Here is a 20,543-nt window from a genome sequence, read left to right on the forward strand (position 1 = left end):
CTGTATCATTAGAAATAATCAATTTGTGTGTTTTTCATCCATCTTTGTCACTGTTGCTATCATAATTCAAAAAAAGCTGTAAACTCCCTTATCAACACTACTAAATCACAGTAAAGTAGCGTGCCTCAATATATATAACTATATCTCTATCTTTTTTAAGGAGTCTGGCGTGATTAGCGTTTTCGACATGTTTAAGGTCGGTATCGGCCCATCTAGCTCTCATACGGTTGGCCCGATGAAAGCCGGCAAACAGTTTGTCGACGATCTGGTAAACCAGGGATTAATGCCTTCTATCACGCGTGTAGCCGTTGATGTTTACGGCTCACTCTCATTAACCGGTAAGGGTCACCATACGGATATCGCCATTATCATGGGCCTGGCAGGCAACTTGCCAGCAACTGTTGATATTGATTCGATCCCCGGTTTTATTCGTGATGTAGAGCAAACTCAGCGTATTAAGCTGGCCAATGGTTTACATGAAGTCGATTTCCCACACGACAGCGGCATGGTTTTCCGTAGTGATAACCTATCGCTACATGAAAACGGTATGCAAATTCATGCATTCGCTGGTGACAAAAAAGTTTATAGCAAAACCTACTACTCAATTGGTGGTGGTTTTATTGTTGACGAAGAACATTTTGGTAAGCCATCTCAGGATACCAAACCTGTTTCATATCCATACAGCTCAGCAAAAGAATTACTGATGAATTGTAATAAAACCGGGCTGTCAGTCTCCGGTTTAATGATGAAAAACGAATTGGATCTCCACAGCCAGGAAGAGATTTATGCCTATTTTGCTGATGTTTGGGATACCATGCAGGCTTGTATTGAGCGTGGCCTGAACACAGAAGGCGTTCTGCCTGGCCCATTGCGTGTACCACGCCGGGCAGCAGCACTACACCGTATGCTGACTGCATCAAATAATCTGTCTAATGATCCAATGAATGTCGTAGATTTGATAAACATGTTTGCATTAGCAGTCAACGAAGAAAATGCTGCGGGTGGACGTGTTGTTACAGCACCAACCAATGGTGCTTGTGGAATTGTTCCCGCCGTACTTGCTTACTACAACCATTGCATTGAACCTGTAACACCAGAGCTGTACATCCGCTATTTCCTGGCCTCTGGTGCTATCGGTATTCTGTATAAAATGAATGCCTCTATTTCTGGCGCTGAAGTTGGTTGTCAGGGCGAAGTGGGGGTTGCTTGCTCAATGGCAGCAGCAGGTCTTACTGAATTACTCGGCGGTAGTGCTGAACAGGTTTGCATTGCGGCTGAAATCGGCATGGAACATAACCTTGGTCTTACTTGTGACCCGGTAGCAGGCCAAGTACAAGTTCCCTGTATTGAGCGAAATGCAATTGCTTCGGTAAAAGCAATCAACGCTGCACGTATGGCTCTGCGCCGTACCAGTGAACCACGTGTTTCTCTCGATAAGGTTATTGAAACCATGTATGAAACAGGTAAAGACATGAACGCTAAATATCGTGAAACATCCCGAGGCGGTTTGGCGATTAAAGTTCAGTGTGATTAATCAAATAAGTAACCCGCTTTTTTAAGCAGCAAATCCTTCCTTAACGAACATATCCCTGCCTTATGGTCGGGATATTTTTTATACAAAATCCAGACCGACCATTTTTTAACCTAAAAAGATGAATATATTTTTAATTTTAGATTAATAAGATGTTACCGGAAACAGAATTAATAACTTTTTAAAGCTAAATTTAAGATAATTAAAGTAATATTTAACAATATTTAGTTTATTAAATTATTTTATTACTAATATGTTCACCTATTTCATTTTTTCTGACTGATAGCAATTTTTCTCTAGTGCCTCTGATGCTAATCTAATAGTATGTTTTCTCAGTCAATAAGAGATAAAAGTCTAAATCAAGCCAAATATTTAGATATCAAATCAACAAAAGACTATTACTTATACAGATAAATTTTTTGTTGGAAGAATGATTCATTAAAATTATTGGAGTAAATTTGTAATCATTCTGCATTTATATTACTAACAGAGGGGAAAATAGGTGAGTATAGCCATTATGATTGGCACACATGGAGCTGCGGCTGAGCAACTGCTTCGCACCGTAGAGATGTTAATTGGGGAACAAGAAAACGTTTCTTATATTGACTTTGTTCCTGGTGAAAATGCCGATACTTTATTTGAAAAATACAACAGCAAACTTGCAAAGCTCAGCACAGATAAAGGGGTGCTATTTTTTGTTGATACATGGGGAGGAAGTCCATTCAATGCAGCTAACCGTATCGCTGTAGATAAAGAAAATTATGAGATTATTACCGGGGTTAACGTCCCGATGCTAGTTGAAGCCTTTATGTGCCGTGATGATGATCCATCTTTAGAAGAGTTGGTCTCAGTCGCTCTGGAAACAGGAAAAGAGGGTATCCGGGCCCTAAAAACAGAAGAACCGCCAAAAGTTGAACCTGTCAAACCTGTAGCCCCCGTAGCGACACTTACATCAGCACCACCAACCGGTGGTCATATGAAAATCGCGCTGGCCCGAATTGATGACCGCCTTATTCATGGGCAGGTTGCTACCCGTTGGACAAAAGAAACCAATGTCAAACGGATTATTGTCGTCAGCGACGAAGTTGCAGCCGATACTGTTCGCTCCACTTTACTGAAACAGGTTGCTCCACCGGGGATTAGTGCTCACGTTGTTGATGTCGCAAAATGTATTCGCGTTTACAACAACCCGAAATATGCTAATGAACGAGTCATGTTACTGTTCACAAATCCAACAGATGTTCTTCGTCTGATCGAAAATGGTGTCGATATCACTTCGGTAAACATTGGAGGAATGGCATACCGACAGGGAAAAATACAAGTTAACAACGCAATATCTATTGACGAAACTGATATTGAAGCCTTCAAAAAATTGGATGAACGTAGCATTGAGCTAGAAGCCCGTAAAGTTGCCAGTGATACCCGTCTGCAAATGATGGATCTTATCCAGAAGGTCAAAAACGAAAATTAAACCAGAGCAATTTAACTATTACTCAATGACAAAAATTTCTCACCAAATTTAATTTGGTTACAGGAGACAAACAATGGAAATTACCGTTGTTCAAATTTCATTGATATTCATCGTAGCCTGTATCGCAGGTATGGATTCCATTCTTGATGAATTCCAATTCCATCGCCCACTTGTGGCCTGTACTTTAATCGGAATCATTCTTGGTGACATGACAACTGGCGTTATTATTGGCGGTACGCTGGAGATGATCGCACTTGGCTGGATGAATATCGGTGCCGCAATTGCTCCGGATGCTGCTTTAGCATCAATCATTTCAACTATTTTGGTTATCGCAGGTGGCCGAGATATCGGTGAAGGTATCGCACTGGCAATTCCTTTGGCAGCCGCAGGTCAAGTTCTGACTATCATTGTCCGTACCATCACTGTTGCGTTCCAGCATGCTGCTGACAACGCTGCAGAACGTGGCAATCTTCGGGCTATCAGCCTTATCCATTTATCCGCATTACTGCTTCAAGCTATGCGTATCGCTATCCCTGCCCTGATTGTTGCCCTGTCCGTTGGGACCAACGAAGTCCAACAATTGCTCGCCTCTATTCCTGAAGTTGTAACAAACGGCCTGAATATTGCGGGTGGAATGATTGTGGTTGTAGGTTATGCAATGGTCATCAATATGATGCGTGCTGGCTACTTAATGCCATTCTTCTATCTCGGTTTCGTCACTGCGGCATTTACTGATTTCAACCTGGTTGCATTGGGTATTATTGGTATTGTTATGGCCGTGCTATACATTCAACTCAGCCCTAAATACAACAAATCTCAGGTGGTTACTGCTGCCCCTGGACACACCAATAACGATCTTGATAACGAATTAGACTAAGAGGATGAGCAACATGTTAGATACAACAAAAACGGCTGCTCAGACAGTCGGCCAGAAAAAACTGACACCAAGCGACATCCGCGGTGTATTCCTCCGCTCTAATGTGTTCCAAGGCTCATGGAACTTTGAACGTATGCAAGCGCTGGGTTTCTGTTTTTCTATGGTTCCAGCCCTCCGTCGTCTGTATCCAGAAAATACCGATGAGCGTAAACAAGCAATTAAGCGTCATCTTGAATTCTTTAATACTCATCCTTACGTTGTCGCACCTGTATTGGGCGTCACGATGGCGATGGAAGAGCAGAGAGCTAATGGAGCAACAATTGATGATGGTGCTATCAACGGTATTAAAGTCGGTTTGATGGGGCCATTGGCCGGTGTAGGTGACCCAATTTTCTGGGGCACAGTCCGCCCGGTATTTGCTGCTTTGGGAGCGGGTCTAGCAATGAGCGGTAGCTGGCTTGGACCTGTACTATTCTTCTTTTTATTTAATCTGGTTCGCCTATTGGTTCTTTATTCAGGGATCTCTTATGGCTATAAGAAAGGGATTAATATCGTTCAGGATATGGGGGGAGGCTTCCTACAAAAAATGACGGAGGGGGCATCAATCCTTGGCCTGTTTGTCATGGGAGCATTAGTTAATAAATGGACGAAAGTCAATATCCCACTAGTCGTATCAGAAATTCCTAACCAACAAACAGGTGAAAAAACAATCACCACGGTTCAGAATATCCTTGATCAACTGATGCCGGGCCTTGTACCACTTTTGCTGACATTTGCCTGTATGTGGCTATTACGGCATAAAGTCAATGCCCTATGGATTATTATTGGCTTCTTTATTCTAGGGATTATTGGCGCCAGATTTGGGTTCCTCGGCCTATAGAATATATTATTCTATTAATCATACGGGGAGGGATTCCTCCTCGTATTTTCTTTTTTTACAACAACACAGAGATTAAAGAATGAGCCTCAATGATATGGTATTAGTGGGTTTAATCGTGCTAATGCTAGCTTTCGCTATCTATGATGAATTTGTGGTTAATCTACTGAAAGGAAAAACCTATTTACAAATAAAGCTGAAAAGAAAACATAAAATTGACGCTCTCATCTTCATTATCCTGATACTTATTGTTGTTTATAATAATATCACTGCTCATGGTAGCCGTTTAACCACATACTTATTGTTATTTACTATCCTGGTGACTATTTATATTGCCTACATACGCTCACCTAAATTGTTATTTAAAAGTAAAGGTTTTTTCTACGCAAATACGTTTATTTCGTATGACCGGATAAAAACCATAAATTTATCTGAAGATGGAATTCTGGTTATTGGTTTAGAAAATAAAAATTTATATATCTCAGTCTGCCAACTTGATGATTTAGAAGTGATTTATAAATTCCTTGTTGAAAATAGATAGATAAGAATAAATAATGGATAGAAAAATAAATAATAAACAATCAGCTTTATGCTGGTTTTTATTTTCTCCCACATGACAAATAGATAATGATAATTATTATCGGTATCATACTTTAACCCTAAAAATAATATTATTTTCTCTTTTTGAGTTATTATGTTATCTTTGAAAAAGTCATGGGGAGTAGCCTGTTTCAGAAAAATGATTTAGTTAATTTCTCTGAAAAACTCGTATCAACATACTCGTTTCAAAATAAAACGTGGTACGGGTAGCCTTTAAGGTTGGCAAGACCATAGGCATATAACACATCATTGGTTGGGGGTGAGTTATATGTATATGGAAACACCCAACCGAGGCTATTTTAATGAACTTATACGCAACCCTTATCCTAGCTTTAGCGCTCTCAATGGATGCTTTTGCTGCTGCAATCGGCAAAGGGGCCGCACTGCATAGACCACATTTTCGTGAAGCACTCCGTACTGGCCTGATATTTGGTGTGGTGGAAGCTTGTACTCCACTGATTGGCTGGTCGATAGGACTTTATGCCAGTCAGTATATTATGGAGTGGGATCATTGGATTGCTTTCACTCTGTTGTTTATTCTAGGCTATAGAATGGTTACAGACAGTTTTAAAGCTAGCCCGGAAAAAAAGTGTGAACCACCCTGCCGCCACAATTCAATGGTATTAATAACAACCGCTATTGCTACCAGTCTGGATGCAATGGCAATTGGTGTCGGACTCGCTTTTCTTCAAGTCAATATCATACATACTGCGATGGCTATCGGTATAATGACAATGATCATGGCGACATTGGGGATGTTAATTGGCCGCTATATTGGCCCACTACTAGGCAAACGTGCTGAGCTTATTGGCGGGCTTATTCTGATTGCAATTGGCTTCAATATTTTATTTGAACACCTCGAATTATTTATGTACTCGAAATAACGCCTCTAGCCCAGAATATTTCTTTTTCAAAAATGATATTTTGGGCTAAATTCTAATTAATCAAGACGTTGATAAACCCGCAATATAAAATCAGTTTCGCATTCAAACAACGCTTTATCTGCCAATCCTTTTTTCACATCTTCTGTTGCCCGCCAGGCAAATGGTGTCATCTGTAATAAATGATGCGCTTGTATTCCATTTAATTTCATTGGATAAGATAATGATTCATCCGTTATCAATTCGAATCCTGCTAACTGTTCTGTCTTCAATGGATGAAGCTGAATATTCTGATAAATCAATTCCTTGAGCTGATAAAGATGGCGAGGACCAGGAGTGACTGTCAGAACAATTCCCTGTGGCTTAACAACCCTTGCCAGTTCTTCCGCTTTGCAAGGCGCGTAAATCCGTAGCACCCCGGCAAGAGATTCATCGGCAAATGGCAAACGATGGCTCGACGCGACACAAAAGCTGACAGCAGGATAGCGCTTAGCGCCATAACGAACTGCAATCTTAGCGACATCTAACCCATAGATTTTAAGATTACGTCTCTTGCTTAACTGCGCTTCAACCGCAGCAGTGTAATAACCTTCACCGCATCCTATGTCCAGTAAACTTTCTGCCTTTTCTGGCAGATACCTTTCCAGCAATTCCGAAACCTGTTGTTGTAATGGTTGATAATGCCCAGAATCCAAAAACGCCCTTCTTGATTGCATCATCTCTGGACTATCTCCCGGTTCTTTAGACCTTTTATGCTGAACAGGCATCAGATTGACATACCCTTCTTTCGCACAATCAAATTGATGATTATTCTCACAGCGCCATTGCTGTCGAGTGAGCAATAAAGATTGATGACATAAGGGGCATTGATAAGACATAAGATTCCCAAAATATACGCAAAAACCAGCCAACACTATAGCATATTCTGATACTTTTAGTCGTAAATCATACTCATTAATAGTTCCTATATAGACGATTAATAATTACCTTGAATGAAATTATATTCCATTATTTTCAGTTCTATTTTTGAGCCGGCTCGCAATATTTTTATGGAATAAATCTATTTATCAGGTATTATTATTCAATCAAAATCAAGAAAATATAATTGTAAATAAATCATTTAACTAATAGAAGCAACTAATAATACAGGTAATATGATGAACATTTTCATACAATATTTTAATAAATTAAGATCAATTTCACCGAGATTCGATATTATGCCCAATACAAACTATTTTGATCTCATCCCACAGAAGAGTGATGTTGATACTTTAGCAGATGATCTGGATAAAGTCCGTGCAGACTTTGCTGTTGTATTAAAGCAATTCAATGATGAAATCATATTATCTACAGGGAAAGAGACGATATATGAACAAAATAGTCACCGGAAAACATCCGAAAATAGCTAAACAATCTAATCAAGGTGATATCAATCCATTATATTATCAATTGCCTGATTCGGAGATATTATCGCTTTATGAACAACATACAAAAGGAGCTGCTGATCGATTTCTAACCCTAATCGAACAACAACAGAAGCATAGACAAGAGATGGAAAAAGTTGCCTTAGAACAAATGGTAAGAAAAAGTATCAGAGGACAAAGTTATGGATTATTACTCACTTTTATCTCTTTGTTTGTCTCTTTAATCTTGGGTTTAAATGGGAATAATTGGTTAGCAGGAATTATTGGAAGTGGTACTGTAACAACTATTCTAATTATTTATGTTTTAAATAGAAATCCACACCGATTTATAAGATAATTAATATAGGTCAGGGTAAAAATGCCAACCTTTATATCGTCATAGATCTTTACTTTGCCTAAAATTTATAGATAAAAATAAAATATCAGTTAATAAATTGATGACATTTATATATTATTTAATCATTAGAGGTCAATATAATACGTTCAGAATAAATGTTTTTATATCCAATAGATTTCAAATTGCAGCGCAGCAGCAAGTGAAGACATCCCTAGGATGCATAGATAACTATGTGACTGGGGCAAGTGAAAGCAGCCAACAAAGCAGCAACTTGAAGGATGAAGAGTATATCATTAATTTAACGGTTCCATTCGCAAAATAGCAACGGTTGGCCGATGAATTGATAATTAAATATCTGAACATAACTTGAAATGACATTATGAAAATAATCCAGCGGATCACAATATCTTCGGCTGTAACTGGAATAATTCTTAATGAATAAATTGGACATTCAAAAGTCTGCAAACCATCTTTGCCACTTCTACATCACTAATTAATAGAATAGCATAAAATTGAATCACGGTTTGTAGCATTGGGGGGAAACAAGTGACCGTCAATATTGATACTAAAATTCGTCATGTAACACCAATTGGGAAAAATATTTTTTCTGAACTCGGCTTTGACGCACAAGAAGCACAACAACTTCATACTAATTCTTTATATGAAATCGCAAATACGTTAGCAATCAAAGAGAAACTGATAGGAGAAATTACACTGGATCGTAAACAAAAAACTGAACAGCCTCTCTGAGACTGTAACTTTGGATATTCCTGCAAATGAGAGATATTCTATACTTGGGATCTTTCTATTAAGGCAAAACGAATGAGTTCGATTTATTCAGAAGAATATCAGCATGTTATCCGATTATTACGCGAAACACGCTTGGAAAAAGGCATTACACAGGAAAAACTGGCACGAGCATTTGGCCGTCCTCAATCATTTATAGCCAAAGTTGAAAGTGGTGAAAGAAGACTAGATGTCGTGGAATTTGTGCACATAGCCCGTTTGTTGTCATTAAATCCAGTCCAGGTTCTAGGCAAAATAAAGCTGAAAAAACCAAGTTTTAACAATAATCTCAAGTGAATATCGAGTTTATTCTTTATATTCTTCAATCAACTTGTTAACCAACTCCGCGGCAGTTAGTTGTTTGCTCTGTTCAACGCATACAGCTTTGTTATGGATCTCTACGGCTACGTTACTCATGAGTTAAAACCTCTTCAATCCAATCTCAGTTATATCCAACTGGCGAATACAATTCAGTGTATACCATAAATAAAAACACCAAAAAACGTTTTAGTTTTATTGGTGTTTTTAATTTAGGCTTCAACCAATGTCTATAGACTCTGAGGGCTTATTCCCACTCAATAGTCGCAGGGGGTTTACCACTGACATCATAGACCACTCTTGATATCCCATTGACTTCATTGATGATCCGGTTAGAAACCCGACCAAGGAAATCATATGGTAAATGTGCCCAATGTGCAGTCATAAAATCAACCGTTTCTACTGCCCGTAACGAGACAACCCAATCATATTTACGGCCATCCCCCATAACGCCCACCGAACGAACCGGTAAGAATACAGTGAATGCCTGGCTGACTTTATTGTACAAATCAGCCTTGTGCAGCTCTTCAATAAAGATAGCATCTGCCCGACGTAGTAAATCGCAGTACTCTTTCTTCACTTCACCCAATACACGAACACCTAAGCCGGGGCCTGGGAATGGATGGCGGTTCAACATGTCATAAGGCAATCCCAACGCCAAGCCAATCTTACGCACTTCATCTTTGAACAACTCTTTCAGAGGTTCTACCAATCCCAGTTTCATCTCTTCTGGCAAACCACCTACGTTATGATGAGATTTGATAACATGGGCTTTACCTGTCGCAGATGCCGCTGATTCGATGACATCCGGATAAATAGTACCTTGTGCCAGCCATTTAACCTGAGTCTGTTTACTTGCCTCTTCATCAAAGACTTCAACAAATACACGACCAATTGTTTTACGCTTCTCTTCCGGATCATTGATGCCAGCCAGTGCAGCAAGGAAACGATCTTCGGCGGGAACATGAACAATATTTAGCCCAAATTTGCCGGTAAACATTTCCATTACCTGATCAGCTTCATTCAAACGCAACAAACCGTTATCAACAAATACACAGGTCAGACGATTACCAATTGCGCGATGCAGCAATAATGCGGTAACAGAGGAATCAACACCACCGGATAACCCCAAAATAACGTGATCCTCACCAACCTGTTCACGTAGGCGTACAACGGTATCTTCGATAATAGAATCAGGAACCCACAGCGCTTCACATTGGCATATATCCAGTACAAAACGTTCCAGTATGCGCTGCCCCTGATGAGTATGAGTGACTTCCGGGTGGAATTGTACGCCATAAAAACGTTTTTCTTCATTCGCTATAATGGCAAATGGACAGGTATCAGTGCTGGCGATCGTAATAAAGTCCGCAGGAATTGCCGTGACTTTATCACCGTGACTCATCCATACATCCAGTAATGGTTGACCTCGCTCATTTAATGAATCCTGAATCCCACAGAATAGTGCACTTTCCGCTTTAATTTCGACCTGAGCATAACCAAATTCACGCTCAATAGAACTTTCAACCTTACCACCAAACTGCATTGACATAGTTTGCATACCATAGCAAACACCCAATACAGGAATACCCGCGTTAAAAACATATTCAGGTGCCAGTGGACTTCCCTGCTCTGTGGTGCTTTCCGGGCCACCGGAAAGAATGATACCGCTTGGATTAAAGCCGCGGATTTGTTCTTCAGTGACATCCCATGCCCAAAGTTCACAGTAAACCCCGATTTCACGGATACGACGAGCAATCAACTGAGTATATTGTGAACCAAAATCGAGGATAAGAATGCGGTGCTGATGGATATTAGTTGTCATGTGCGGGGAATTCCAAAAACAAATAGTAAAAATAAAAAAGATTAAGTGGCCTCATGCAGGCCACATAAATATGAATTACAGACCTAAACGGTAGTTTGGAGACTCTTTGGTAATGGTCACATCATGAACGTGGCTTTCCTGAATACCAGCACCACTAATGCGAACAAATTCTGCTTTAGTTCTCAATTCATCAATGGTTCCACAGCCTGTCAATCCCATGCAAGAGCGCAAGCCCCCCATTTGCTGATGGACAATGTTTTTCAGCAAGCCTTTATAGGCAACACGGCCTTCAATACCTTCCGGTACCAGCTTATCTGCGGCATTATCAGTTTGGAAATATCGATCAGAAGAGCCTTTAGACATCGCCCCCAACGATCCCATACCACGATAAGATTTAAATGAACGTCCTTGGAACAGCTCAATTTCTCCTGGTGACTCTTCTGTCCCTGCGAACATAGAACCCACCATAACACAAGACGCTCCCGCGGCGATGGCTTTGGCAATATCGCCAGAGAAACGAATACCACCATCAGCAATAACCGGAATACCGGTGCCTTCCAACGCTGCAACCGCGTCAGAGATAGCAGTAATTTGTGGTACACCTACACCGGTAACAATGCGGGTAGTACAGATAGAACCGGGACCGATACCGACTTTAACCGCATTGACTCCAGCCGCTACCAGCGCTTTTGCTCCTTCCCCAGTCGCCACGTTACCACCAATAATTTGCAGATTTGGGTACTTAGCGCGGGTTTCACGAATACGTTGCAATACACCTTCAGAATGACCATGTGATGAATCAATCAGCAGAACATCGATACCAGCGGCAACCAACGCATCAATACGCTCCTCATTGCCGGCACCAGCGCCAACCGCTGCACCAACACGTAAACGGCCATGCTCATCTTTACAGGCATTAGGTTTACGCTCTGCTTTCTGGAAATCTTTAACTGTGATCATGCCAAGCAGATGAAAGTTTTCATCAACTACCAGTGCTTTTTCGACACGTTTTTCGTGCATTTTCTGCAATACAACTTCGCGAGCTTCGCCCTCTTTTACCGTTACCAAACGCTCTTTAGGTGTCATTACTGCGGTAACTGGCTGATCCAGATCAGTAACAAAACGTACATCACGGCCAGTAATAATACCAACTAACTCATTTCCTTCGGTCACGACAGGATAACCAGCAAAACCATTACGTTCAGTTAGAGCCTGAACTTCACGCAGCGTTGTTTTAGGAGTCACAGTGACAGGATCTGTCACAACACCACTCTCATGTTTTTTCACCCGGCTAACTTCTTCTGCTTGCCGCTCAATCGACATATTTTTATGGATGAAACCCATTCCACCCTCCTGAGCCAGCGCAATAGCTAAAGCAGATTCAGTCACGGTATCCATAGCCGCAGACAGCATAGGAACCTTCAGACGGATAGTGGAGGTCAGTTGAGTAGACAGGTCAGCAGTGTTAGGCAGAACAGAAGAGTGGGCAGGAATTAACAGAACATCATCAAAGGTTAAAGCTTCTTTTTTAATTCGTAACATAAGCAATATCTCACCAGGCTGCAGACAATTTAAGGAATAAAATATTGCCGTGGCATTATACAGAACGTAATCGGTTGCCTCCAGCATTTTATTAAAAAATTTCTTGCTTACTTCATAACGAACGTTAGTATCAGTGAATTAAGCCCTTGTTTTGGAATTTGATCTGGCTCACATGTCACTACCTTCTAATACTGGAATTTTTTCTGTCAGTCGCCTCAATCAGACTGTCCGTCAGTTGCTCGAAATGGAAATGGGCAGAATTTGGCTAAGTGCTGAAATATCCAACTTTTCTCAACCTTCTTCGGGTCACTGGTATTTCACACTGAAAGACGAACGCGCCCAAGTGCGGGCAGCAATGTTTCGCAATAGCAACCAACGTGTGACATTCAGACCACAAAATGGTCAGCAGGTCTTAGTTCGCGCTACAATTACACTTTATGAACCAAGAGGAGACTATCAGCTTATTGTTGAAAGTATGCAACCCGCCGGTGATGGCCTGTTACAGCAACAGTTTGAATTATTGAAACAAAAACTCAGTGCTGAAGGATTATTTGACCAAAGCTATCAAAAAACCCTGCCATCTCCTGCTCAACAGCTTGGTGTGATTACTTCAACCAATGGTGCTGCTCTGCATGATATTTTGAATATTTTAAAGCGTCGTGACCCATCATTACCCATCATCATTTATCCAACAGCCGTTCAGGGTACAGAAGCACCGTTACAGATTATCCGGGCTATTGAATTAGCTAACGAAAGGCAGGAATGTGATGTATTGATCGTTGGACGCGGTGGTGGCTCGCTAGAAGATTTATGGAGTTTCAACGATGAACATGTTGCCAGAGCGATTTTTCACAGTGATATTCCGATAGTCAGTGCTGTAGGTCATGAAACGGATGTCACCATTGCTGATTTTGTGGCAGATTTACGCGCTCCCACACCATCAGCAGCAGCTGAGTTAGTCAGCCGTAATCAGCTTGAATTGTTACGTCAAATTCAATCACAACAACAACGGCTGGAAATGGCAATGGATTATTTCTTTGCCCAGAAACAACGTGTTTTTAGTTTGTTATCTCATCGTTTACAGCAGCAACACCCTCATTTGCGACTGGCTCGTCAGCAAAACGTACTGGTCAGTTTACGCCAACGACTCACTGACAGCTTGCAACGATATCTGCGACAAAGCGATTTGGCTTATGAGAAATTGCAACAACGCCTCTGGTATTCAGAGCCTGGTCAGCAGATCCGCCAATATAGCCAACAAATCCAACAACAGGATTTTCGGCTAAAACAAGCAATTGAACGACAACTCAGCCGTTCCAGAGAAAAATTTGCCGTTTCCTGTTCACAAATGGAAGCCGTCAGCCCACTAGCAACACTGGCTCGTGGTTACAATATCAGTGAAACATCTGATGGAAAATTACTGAAACAAACCAAACAAGTACATGTTGGTGATGCTCTGAGAACCCGTTTACAAGATGGTTGGGTTGAAAGTGAAGTTATTAAAGTGAAGAAAGAACGCCAGAAACGGCGAGCAAATACAAATCAGGAATAATGGCATTCCCTTGCCACTGTTTTCTTACATCAGAAACGAATTTCTGCACTTGCAATATAGGTACGCCCTCTGGCTGTTTGCATAGCTGAAGTTTGTTCAGTCATTACTGGAGAAGAATTTACACGGTTAAGTGCTTCAGAATAGTTCTTGTTTGCCAGGTTCTGTACCGAAAATTTCAACAACACGTTTTCGTTTATCTGATAATCACTATAAAGATCAACTATCGTTGGAATTTTAGGCTCTTTTTGCATCACAACCCGCCCATCACTATCCACATTATAGCGATCTAGGTCCAATCTATGAGAATCGCCGGTATATTTAACAATCGCACCAATACGGAATTTCTCATCAAATAAACGAATACCAGTATCCAACGTCATAAAACTATCAGGTAATTGTGATACGGGATCGGCATCAAAATACGCCGTAGCGGCAGAAGTTGGCTGGCGCGTTTTTTGCCAGCTATAAGCCAATTTGCTATAAAACACCCCCGCATCATAATCAGCAGCAACTTCATACCCACGTATTGTCACCGGCGTCAAGCTATTGTGATAGATATACATTTTGATGTTAGGATCGACTGTATCGTAGTTGTCCAGTGAACTATCGTATTTACATGTTTTCCTGTTGCCACAAATAATCCAGATATCACTGAGAATATAATTTTTTACTTTAGAGTGATACCAAGCGGCTTTCAGGCGGAAAATATCTCCCTTAACAATCAAATCTGGGCGAAAACTATTAAAACCAATTTCATAAGTATCTGCTGTTTCTCCTTTCAGAAATGGATTCATGGAACCACCACCTTCATTACTATAGAAAGTTTCCTGAATGTTTGGCGCTCTCATTGAACGAGCATAACTGACGAATGGCTGGAATTCAGGAATAATTTCTGCTGATAATAAAATACCTGGATTAAATCCATGTTCTTTCAAATTCAAGTTGGTTGCCCCCTGAGGGAAACAAGGAATCCGCAGATCACAAGCCGGTTTATGACCTTTAACACTGTAGTCCATATAATTAAAGGTAATATTGGCCTGATAAATCCCACGATTCATTTTCAGCCCACCATAAATACTGGCAATATCTTGTTTACCACTTGGTGCAAAGACATTATTTTCTTTTGCTTCCCTATCTGTTTTTTCATATTTTTTCTTTTCTTTTTCATTTTTGCCTTCGCCAGAATAAATACTATCCGTTGTTCTGCTATATTCGGTTTTCATCAATTTGCTGCCGAATGTTAGCTCAAAATTTGTATCACCATAGTCGAATCGACTGATATTACTGATATCTATTGCATCTGACTTATTTTTAGCATTGCTATTTACCAACCTAAAAAGTGAATCACCTTCATAGCGTTGACTACTCTCACTGGTGCTGGCCAATAATTTCATATCAACCCATTCACTAAATGGTGTGTAATTGTATTTTAGATAAACATCCCGACTATCAATATGACGGCGGGTAAATTTATTATGATAATTACGCCCATTGAGTTCCATATCATGAAATTCGTTTGGTTTAATATTTATTTTCATTAACTGCGAATTGGGTTTTTGCTTAAATGATTTATTGGTAGCAAACTCATCACTTAATACTCCGTCGCCATTCTTATAATGTGCATCAATTGAATGTCCGCTGCCAGCCAACATAGCACCTATTGAACCCTCAGAACTAAAAGCCGGTATTTTACCCGCAACCGCTATCATGCCATTATGACCAATGCCATTATTGCCATAAGTTGCTTTTGTGCGTATTCCTAGCGAATTTCCAGCAAATATTACATCATCTATGCCAATTGTGCGGAAATTAGCGCTACCTATCAAGGCATTAACGCTATTTGAACCATCAGATTGACCACGATTAACATCAACTCCCACAATAAAATTAGGATCAATTAGTGTACCGAATTGGTTATAAGTCAAACCATGAATTGGATTCGTCGGAGATGTACCATAAAAACTCTGGCTAACACCATCAACCATCATATTGACCCGACCAAAACCACTTAATCCACGGATATTTACACTCACTGTTCCCTGCCCCGGATCTATTTGCGTATAGGTTCCGGGCATACTGCGCAATATATTATCTATTGACTGAAGTTTAGTGTCTTCGCCTTTAGAACTATAAGAACCGGGCCTTTCCATTGCCCACACTTCGGTATTATCCTGTAAACCTGAAACCTTAAGGCTGCTGAATTTCATTACCTTATCTGATTTCTTCTCTTGCTTTTCTTCACCATAAGCAAGCCCTTGAAGCCCAATTAACACGACACTGGCCCCTGCTATTTTTGTCATTATTTTCATTTCAATCATCCCAAATTCATAGAAATAAATATTTGCTCACATGCCAGTCTTTTAAAAAACAATAAAAAGATTCAGCACTGATAAATAATTATCAGTGCTTTAAATAACAAACTTATATTTATAATTTCTTTCAGTTATCTCTTAATTGCGGGAAATACTTTTTAGCATCATCCAACATTAAAATAAAACTATAATCTAATGCAGTGTCTTTCAAACGATTAAAACGGCCTGATTTACCACCATGTCCCGCACTCATATTGGTTTCCAGTAATAAAACAGTGTCACCTTTCTTGATATCGCGTAATTTCGCCACCCATTTAGCCGGCTCCCAATATTGAACCTGTGAATCATGAAATCCACTCGTGACCAATAAATTGGGATAGCGTTGAGGTTTTATATTATCATATGGGCTATATGATTTAATTCGGAAATAATCTTCTTTATTTTCAGGATTACCCCACTCTTCATATTCTCCTATTGTCAGTGGAATAGAAGGATCGAGCATGGTTGTAACAGCATCAACAAATGGAACCTGAGCAACAACACCGCGATACAATTCCGGTGCCTGATTAATCACTGCTCCCATCAGCAAACCACCAGCACTGCCCCCCATAGCATAAACACGCTTACTGTCACCATATTTCTGAGCAATCAGATCCTTGGTCACATCGATAAAGTCATTAAAACTATTCATTTTATTTTCGACTTTACCTTGCAGATACCATTGTTTACCTAATTCACCACCACCGCGCACATGCACTAATACGTAAACAAAACCTCTGTCCAATAAACTCAGTCGTGGTGAGCTGAATGCAGGGTCCATACTCATACCATAAGCCCCATATCCATATATCAATATTGGGTTATGACCTTTTTTGAACAGTGATTTACGATAAACCAGAGAGACCGGAACTTCCACACCATCACGAGCTTTCACCCAAATACGCTGGCTCTCATAATTATGTTTATCAAATCCTTTTACTTCCTGCTGCTTAAGTAATTCCCGCTCGCCTGTTTTCATACTCCACTGGAATGTTGAACTTGGTGTAGTCATGGACGAATAACCATAACGTACAAAATCAGTATCAGGTTCAGGGTTGTAATCAATCCATGCCATATAACTTGGATCATCAAATTTAATTTGTTTTTCTTGCTGTGTTTCCCAATTAATCTGACGAATTGTTGGCAATCCTTTTGTTCTTTCCTGTACAACTAACCAGTTATTGAATAATACGAAATCTTCAAGATCACTATCCTGCTGTGGAGCAATAACTGTTCTCCACGGGGTATTTATTGCATCCGTCTGATAAAACCCATAGGTTTCATTTTCATGATTTGAACGGCTGTAGAAATGATCACGGAAATGGTCTATATAATACTCCCGACCTTCTTGACGGGGAGAAAATACTTGAAGTTCAGCTTGTGGTTTATTTGCATCAATCAGTAAATATTCCGAAGTCGAAGTGCTGGTTATCGACAACATAATATAATCACGGGAGGAACTTTTAGATAAACCTAAGTAAAAACGCTCATCTTCTTCCTGATATACTTTCTGATCTTCAGTAGTATTTGTACCATATTGATGACGAAATACCTGATATGGCAACAGAGTTTGAGCATGTCTACGCACATAAAATAGTGTGCTATTATCATTTGCCCAGACAATATTGCCGGAAGTATTGTTTATTACGCCATTATTCCACTGTTTATCATTGATCTCTTTAAAGGAGATCTGATAATTACGGCGCCCCTGAGTATCTTCGGCAATCGCAATATGTTTATTATCCGGAGTGATAGCAAAATTACTCAGTTGGTAATATTCATGCCCTTTAGCTCTTTCATTACCATCGACCAGCACTTGCCAATCTGATGAACTATCAACCGGTTTACGCTGATAAATCGGAAAATCTTTTCCAGCTTCATAAATTGTACGATAAATATACCCGTTATAAGTATATGGCACGGATTGATCATCCTGTTTCATCCGACCAATCATTTCTTCGTATAACGTATCCCGCAATTGCACCCCGGGTTTCAACATCTGCTCGGTGTATTTATTTTCAGCTGTCAAATAATTAATAATTTTTTGATCTTTACGATCATCATCCCGCATCCAGTAATAATCATCTATACGAGTATCACCGTGAATAACCATCTGATGTGGTTGTTTCATTGCCTTTGGTGGCATAACTCCTTCCTCCGCAATAGCTGAGCTCAACCAGCCACTTAATAAAAATGTCAACAACAGCCCTTTAGTTTTCAGGGCAAACTTCGCTTGCTGCCTTAACATATATGCTGTCCTTAAGTAGTTCAAAGGTGCTAATTAGTTAAACTAAAATCAATCGGAAGTTCTATCGTAATTTCACTACCATTTAAAATAGCATCGGGGGGAGCTGGCAATGGTTGCGATCTTGCCAGAACTTGCTTCGCTTCCCTGTCCAGAGAATGGGTACCTGAACGACGGACTAAATCGCTGTTAGTGACATAACCTTGTTTATCAATAGTGAATCTGACCGTAGGCCGACCAGTACGGCCTCTTCTCTGAGCGTCTTCCGGATAACGTTTATAACGATTTAAATGCCCGATAACCTCAGCTCGCCATACAGCGCCCGCATCAACAACAGCATTTGAATCACTATCATAAGGAGCAGCAACTCGCGAAGTCAGATTAACCGAAGTGGCAGTACTACTCACAGGAGCAGCACTACTTTGAGATTTTTCACTCTCTTGTTCTTCTACCTGTTGGCGTTTTACTGGCGGTGTTTTTTTAAGCTCTTCGTGCTTCTTTTTTTGTTTTTTAGGTTTATGCACCAAAATCTGTGCTTGTTCATCTTTAATAAGTTCAGGCGCCTTAATCTCATTAATCGCACTTTCTTGCTGTCGGCTGGCAACAGAAAGTTGCTGTTCAATACCAATAGGTTGTTTTTGTACCTGATGTATCGCTTCTGTCAGTAATGAAAGCTCCATCATCACCGCCGGAGGTGGCATCAATTCATCAACAGAAATTTCTTCTGGCTGGTAGATAATCCAACCAGCCCAAATGAGATGAGCAGCAAGAGCAGAAGCAAGCCCTTTTTTAAAATGACTTGTTTGAAAGACTGGGTGTGTCAACGTCAACATTAGTTAAGCGCATAATTTTAATTATCATTTGGTAATGATAATTAATTTCATATGTTAATGAAAATTATTTTTACATATATCGTTAACTTGCGCACATCCATGTGCTAAATTCCTCTAAATATATATAAAAAACAACTTATTATGTAATATACCTATGGTTTTTTTACTGGGGTATACCAGACATAATCAGCATGCTGATTATCTAATACATTTGCTTTCTCAGCGAGAATCAGCACAACAAAATCCTCTGGTGGTGACAAATCTTTAATATGCAGAGGAACACCCATCACTTTCGTTGCATGGTATCCACCCACAATTAATGTGGCAGGAGCAGGCGCTTTAAGTAACTGTTCTGCCATCCTACGATCCCGCATTTGCTGAATCGTTGTCATTGCAGATAACTGTTGCTCTGTTATTTCACCACCATGAGCATCTTTAATCGTTGCCGCAATCCGCGCCTTTACATTTTCAGCAACAGAAATATTTCCCTGTAAAACAGGGGGATTGCTGTAAGCAGCCTTAATTTCACTGCGAGCCAAGTTTGCAGCCAAGAGCGGATAAGGCTGACTCATAAGCTCCATGACCAACTCACCGTACAACTCCCACGGCCATCCAGCATGCCACGCCAGCAAATCTTTTATACGGCTTTCACGCACAGTAGGCTTAGTTTGCAACCAGCTTTTGACTTTATTCACCTTTTCCTGCTGGTCAGGATCAATCATTTCCAGCAATACCGAGCCATGTTCTCTCTTGAGAAGAAGTTGCTGAACCAGCCACAGCTCAATTTGATGATGGTATGGATTATCATGTTTTTCACCCACAACTATTCGCTGATGTGATGCTAATCGATTGATCAATTCATCAGGAGTAAGCGCGTTGCCGGTTTTAAGATCGATAACAACCCCTTGCTGGGTCAATTCCGGCGAAAGTATTTGCAGAGTTGGCTTTTGTTGTACAGATACGCATCCAGATAAGAGCAGTAAGCCACAGATAATCAGAAAGGATTTTACAGCTGTGAAAATTTTCATGATGTCCGTTATCCATATAATATTTTGCGCATCATATAGATAATAAGAATTATTTACAACAAACA

The 20,543-nt window shown here is 40.2% G+C and carries 18 protein-coding genes and 1 riboswitch; of the genes, 11 read left to right on the forward strand and 7 right to left on the reverse strand.

Annotated features, from left to right (window positions below; all coding sequences use genetic code 11):
- The first annotated feature begins 169 nt into the window (after nt 1–169).
- The 6 genes from C5469_RS03880 to mntP all read left to right on the forward strand — a co-directional run bounded on the left by C5469_RS03880 (nt 170) and on the right by mntP (nt 6,240).
- Nucleotides 170–1,534 carry an L-serine ammonia-lyase gene (locus C5469_RS03880; protein WP_054476196.1) on the forward strand — a complete coding sequence of 455 codons (1,365 nt, stop codon included), beginning with the start codon at nt 170–172 and terminating at the stop codon, nt 1,532–1,534.
- A gap of 499 nt (nt 1,535–2,033) precedes the next feature.
- On the forward strand, nt 2,034–3,002 hold the full coding sequence (gene manX / locus C5469_RS03885) for a PTS mannose transporter subunit IIAB (protein WP_166302578.1): 969 nt from the start codon (nt 2,034–2,036) through the stop codon (nt 3,000–3,002).
- A 73-nt stretch (nt 3,003–3,075) separates the two neighbouring features.
- The gene (locus C5469_RS03890; RefSeq protein WP_166302581.1) at nt 3,076–3,879 is read left to right on the forward strand and encodes a PTS mannose/fructose/sorbose transporter subunit IIC; all 804 of its coding nucleotides are present in this window, start codon (nt 3,076–3,078) and stop codon (nt 3,877–3,879) included.
- Between the two features lie 13 nt (nt 3,880–3,892).
- Nucleotides 3,893–4,759 carry a PTS mannose transporter subunit IID gene (locus C5469_RS03895; protein WP_166302584.1) on the forward strand — a complete coding sequence of 289 codons (867 nt, stop codon included), beginning with the start codon at nt 3,893–3,895 and terminating at the stop codon, nt 4,757–4,759.
- A 79-nt stretch (nt 4,760–4,838) separates the two neighbouring features.
- Nucleotides 4,839–5,297, forward strand: coding sequence for a DUF986 family protein (locus C5469_RS03900; RefSeq protein WP_166302587.1), 459 nt, complete (start codon nt 4,839–4,841; stop codon nt 5,295–5,297).
- A gap of 164 nt (nt 5,298–5,461) precedes the next feature.
- A riboswitch (yybP-ykoY riboswitch) is annotated at nt 5,462–5,652 on the forward strand.
- 6 nt (nt 5,653–5,658) lie between these two features.
- Complete coding sequence (gene mntP, locus C5469_RS03905) at nt 5,659–6,240, forward strand: manganese efflux pump MntP (RefSeq protein ID WP_054476209.1); 582 nt, start codon at nt 5,659–5,661, stop codon at nt 6,238–6,240.
- Nucleotides 6,241–6,296: 56 nt separating this feature from the next.
- On the opposite strand, the gene rlmA is transcribed toward mntP, so the two are convergent.
- The gene (gene rlmA, locus C5469_RS03910) at nt 6,297–7,115 is read right to left on the reverse strand and encodes a 23S rRNA (guanine(745)-N(1))-methyltransferase (protein WP_166302590.1); all 819 of its coding nucleotides are present in this window, start codon (nt 7,113–7,115) and stop codon (nt 6,297–6,299) included.
- 339 nt (nt 7,116–7,454) lie between these two features.
- Here rlmA and C5469_RS03915 point away from each other — a divergent pair, with 339 nt between their 5' ends.
- The 4 genes from C5469_RS03915 (at nt 7,455) to C5469_RS03930 (ending at nt 9,081) form a co-directional block, all read left to right on the forward strand.
- Nucleotides 7,455–7,646, forward strand: a complete 192-nt coding sequence (locus tag C5469_RS03915) for a hypothetical protein (RefSeq protein ID WP_166302593.1) — start codon at nt 7,455–7,457, stop codon at nt 7,644–7,646.
- Complete coding sequence (locus C5469_RS03920) at nt 7,606–7,998, forward strand: DUF2335 domain-containing protein (RefSeq protein ID WP_166302595.1); 393 nt, start codon at nt 7,606–7,608, stop codon at nt 7,996–7,998. The genes C5469_RS03915 and C5469_RS03920 overlap by 41 nt, the downstream gene beginning before the upstream one ends.
- A 546-nt stretch (nt 7,999–8,544) precedes the next feature.
- Nucleotides 8,545–8,748, forward strand: coding sequence for a hypothetical protein (locus tag C5469_RS03925; RefSeq protein WP_207628720.1), 204 nt, complete (start codon nt 8,545–8,547; stop codon nt 8,746–8,748).
- Between the two features lie 72 nt (nt 8,749–8,820).
- Nucleotides 8,821–9,081, forward strand: coding sequence for a helix-turn-helix domain-containing protein (locus C5469_RS03930; protein ID WP_166302598.1), 261 nt, complete (start codon nt 8,821–8,823; stop codon nt 9,079–9,081).
- Nucleotides 9,082–9,349: 268 nt separating this feature from the next.
- Here C5469_RS03930 and guaA read toward each other — a convergent pair whose 3' ends face one another.
- Nucleotides 9,350–10,927: a glutamine-hydrolyzing GMP synthase gene (guaA, locus tag C5469_RS03935; RefSeq protein ID WP_166302601.1), complete on the reverse strand. Its 1,578-nt coding sequence runs from the start codon at nt 10,925–10,927 to the stop codon at nt 9,350–9,352.
- Between the two features lie 75 nt (nt 10,928–11,002).
- Nucleotides 11,003–12,469, reverse strand: a complete 1,467-nt coding sequence (gene guaB / locus C5469_RS03940) for an IMP dehydrogenase (RefSeq protein ID WP_166302603.1) — start codon at nt 12,467–12,469, stop codon at nt 11,003–11,005.
- A 172-nt stretch (nt 12,470–12,641) separates the two neighbouring features.
- Here guaB and xseA point away from each other — a divergent pair, with 172 nt between their 5' ends.
- Complete coding sequence (xseA, locus tag C5469_RS03945) at nt 12,642–14,021, forward strand: exodeoxyribonuclease VII large subunit (RefSeq protein ID WP_166302606.1); 1,380 nt, start codon at nt 12,642–12,644, stop codon at nt 14,019–14,021.
- Nucleotides 14,022–14,050: 29 nt separating this feature from the next.
- Here xseA and C5469_RS03950 read toward each other — a convergent pair whose 3' ends face one another.
- The 4 genes from C5469_RS03950 to C5469_RS03965 form a co-directional block, all read right to left on the reverse strand.
- Entirely contained in the window at nt 14,051–16,330 is a 2,280-nt protein-coding gene (locus C5469_RS03950; RefSeq protein WP_166302608.1) for a TonB-dependent receptor domain-containing protein, read from the reverse strand.
- A 130-nt stretch (nt 16,331–16,460) separates the two neighbouring features.
- Nucleotides 16,461–18,518, reverse strand: a complete 2,058-nt coding sequence (locus tag C5469_RS03955) for a S9 family peptidase (protein WP_166302998.1) — start codon at nt 18,516–18,518, stop codon at nt 16,461–16,463.
- A 131-nt stretch (nt 18,519–18,649) separates the two neighbouring features.
- Nucleotides 18,650–19,450 carry an energy transducer TonB gene (locus C5469_RS03960; RefSeq protein ID WP_166302611.1) on the reverse strand — a complete coding sequence of 267 codons (801 nt, stop codon included), beginning with the start codon at nt 19,448–19,450 and terminating at the stop codon, nt 18,650–18,652.
- A gap of 152 nt (nt 19,451–19,602) precedes the next feature.
- Entirely contained in the window at nt 19,603–20,478 is an 876-nt protein-coding gene (locus C5469_RS03965) for a ChaN family lipoprotein (protein ID WP_166302614.1), read from the reverse strand.
- Nucleotides 20,479–20,543: the final 65 nt, after the last annotated feature.

It is taken from the genome of Photorhabdus cinerea, assembly GCF_011189575.1.
GTDB lineage: Bacteria > Pseudomonadota > Gammaproteobacteria > Enterobacterales > Enterobacteriaceae > Photorhabdus > Photorhabdus cinerea.

What these genes read in the sequence shown, in the direction of transcription:
- C5469_RS03890 (WP_166302581.1), top strand. Translation starts at nt 3,076, where the DNA reads ATGGAAATTACCGTTGTTCAAATTTCATTGATATTCATCGTAGCCTGT.
- C5469_RS03895 (WP_166302584.1), top strand. Translation starts at nt 3,893, where the DNA reads ATGTTAGATACAACAAAAACGGCTGCTCAGACAGTCGGCCAGAAAAAA.
- C5469_RS03900 (WP_166302587.1), top strand. Translation starts at nt 4,839, where the DNA reads ATGAGCCTCAATGATATGGTATTAGTGGGTTTAATCGTGCTAATGCTA.
- mntP (WP_054476209.1), top strand. Translation starts at nt 5,659, where the DNA reads ATGAACTTATACGCAACCCTTATCCTAGCTTTAGCGCTCTCAATGGAT.
- rlmA (WP_166302590.1), bottom strand. Translation starts at nt 7,115, where the DNA reads ATGTCTTATCAATGCCCCTTATGTCATCAATCTTTATTGCTCACTCGA.
- C5469_RS03915 (WP_166302593.1), top strand. Translation starts at nt 7,455, where the DNA reads ATGCCCAATACAAACTATTTTGATCTCATCCCACAGAAGAGTGATGTT.
- C5469_RS03920 (WP_166302595.1), top strand. Translation starts at nt 7,606, where the DNA reads ATGAACAAAATAGTCACCGGAAAACATCCGAAAATAGCTAAACAATCT.
- C5469_RS03930 (WP_166302598.1), top strand. Translation starts at nt 8,821, where the DNA reads ATGAGTTCGATTTATTCAGAAGAATATCAGCATGTTATCCGATTATTA.
- guaA (WP_166302601.1), bottom strand. Translation starts at nt 10,927, where the DNA reads ATGACAACTAATATCCATCAGCACCGCATTCTTATCCTCGATTTTGGT.
- guaB (WP_166302603.1), bottom strand. Translation starts at nt 12,469, where the DNA reads ATGTTACGAATTAAAAAAGAAGCTTTAACCTTTGATGATGTTCTGTTA.
- xseA (WP_166302606.1), top strand. Translation starts at nt 12,642, where the DNA reads ATGTCACTACCTTCTAATACTGGAATTTTTTCTGTCAGTCGCCTCAAT.
- C5469_RS03950 (WP_166302608.1), bottom strand. Translation starts at nt 16,330, where the DNA reads ATGAAAATAATGACAAAAATAGCAGGGGCCAGTGTCGTGTTAATTGGG.
- C5469_RS03955 (WP_166302998.1), bottom strand. Translation starts at nt 18,518, where the DNA reads ATGCCACCAAAGGCAATGAAACAACCACATCAGATGGTTATTCACGGT.
- C5469_RS03960 (WP_166302611.1), bottom strand. Translation starts at nt 19,450, where the DNA reads ATGTTGACGTTGACACACCCAGTCTTTCAAACAAGTCATTTTAAAAAA.
- C5469_RS03965 (WP_166302614.1), bottom strand. Translation starts at nt 20,478, where the DNA reads ATGAAAATTTTCACAGCTGTAAAATCCTTTCTGATTATCTGTGGCTTA.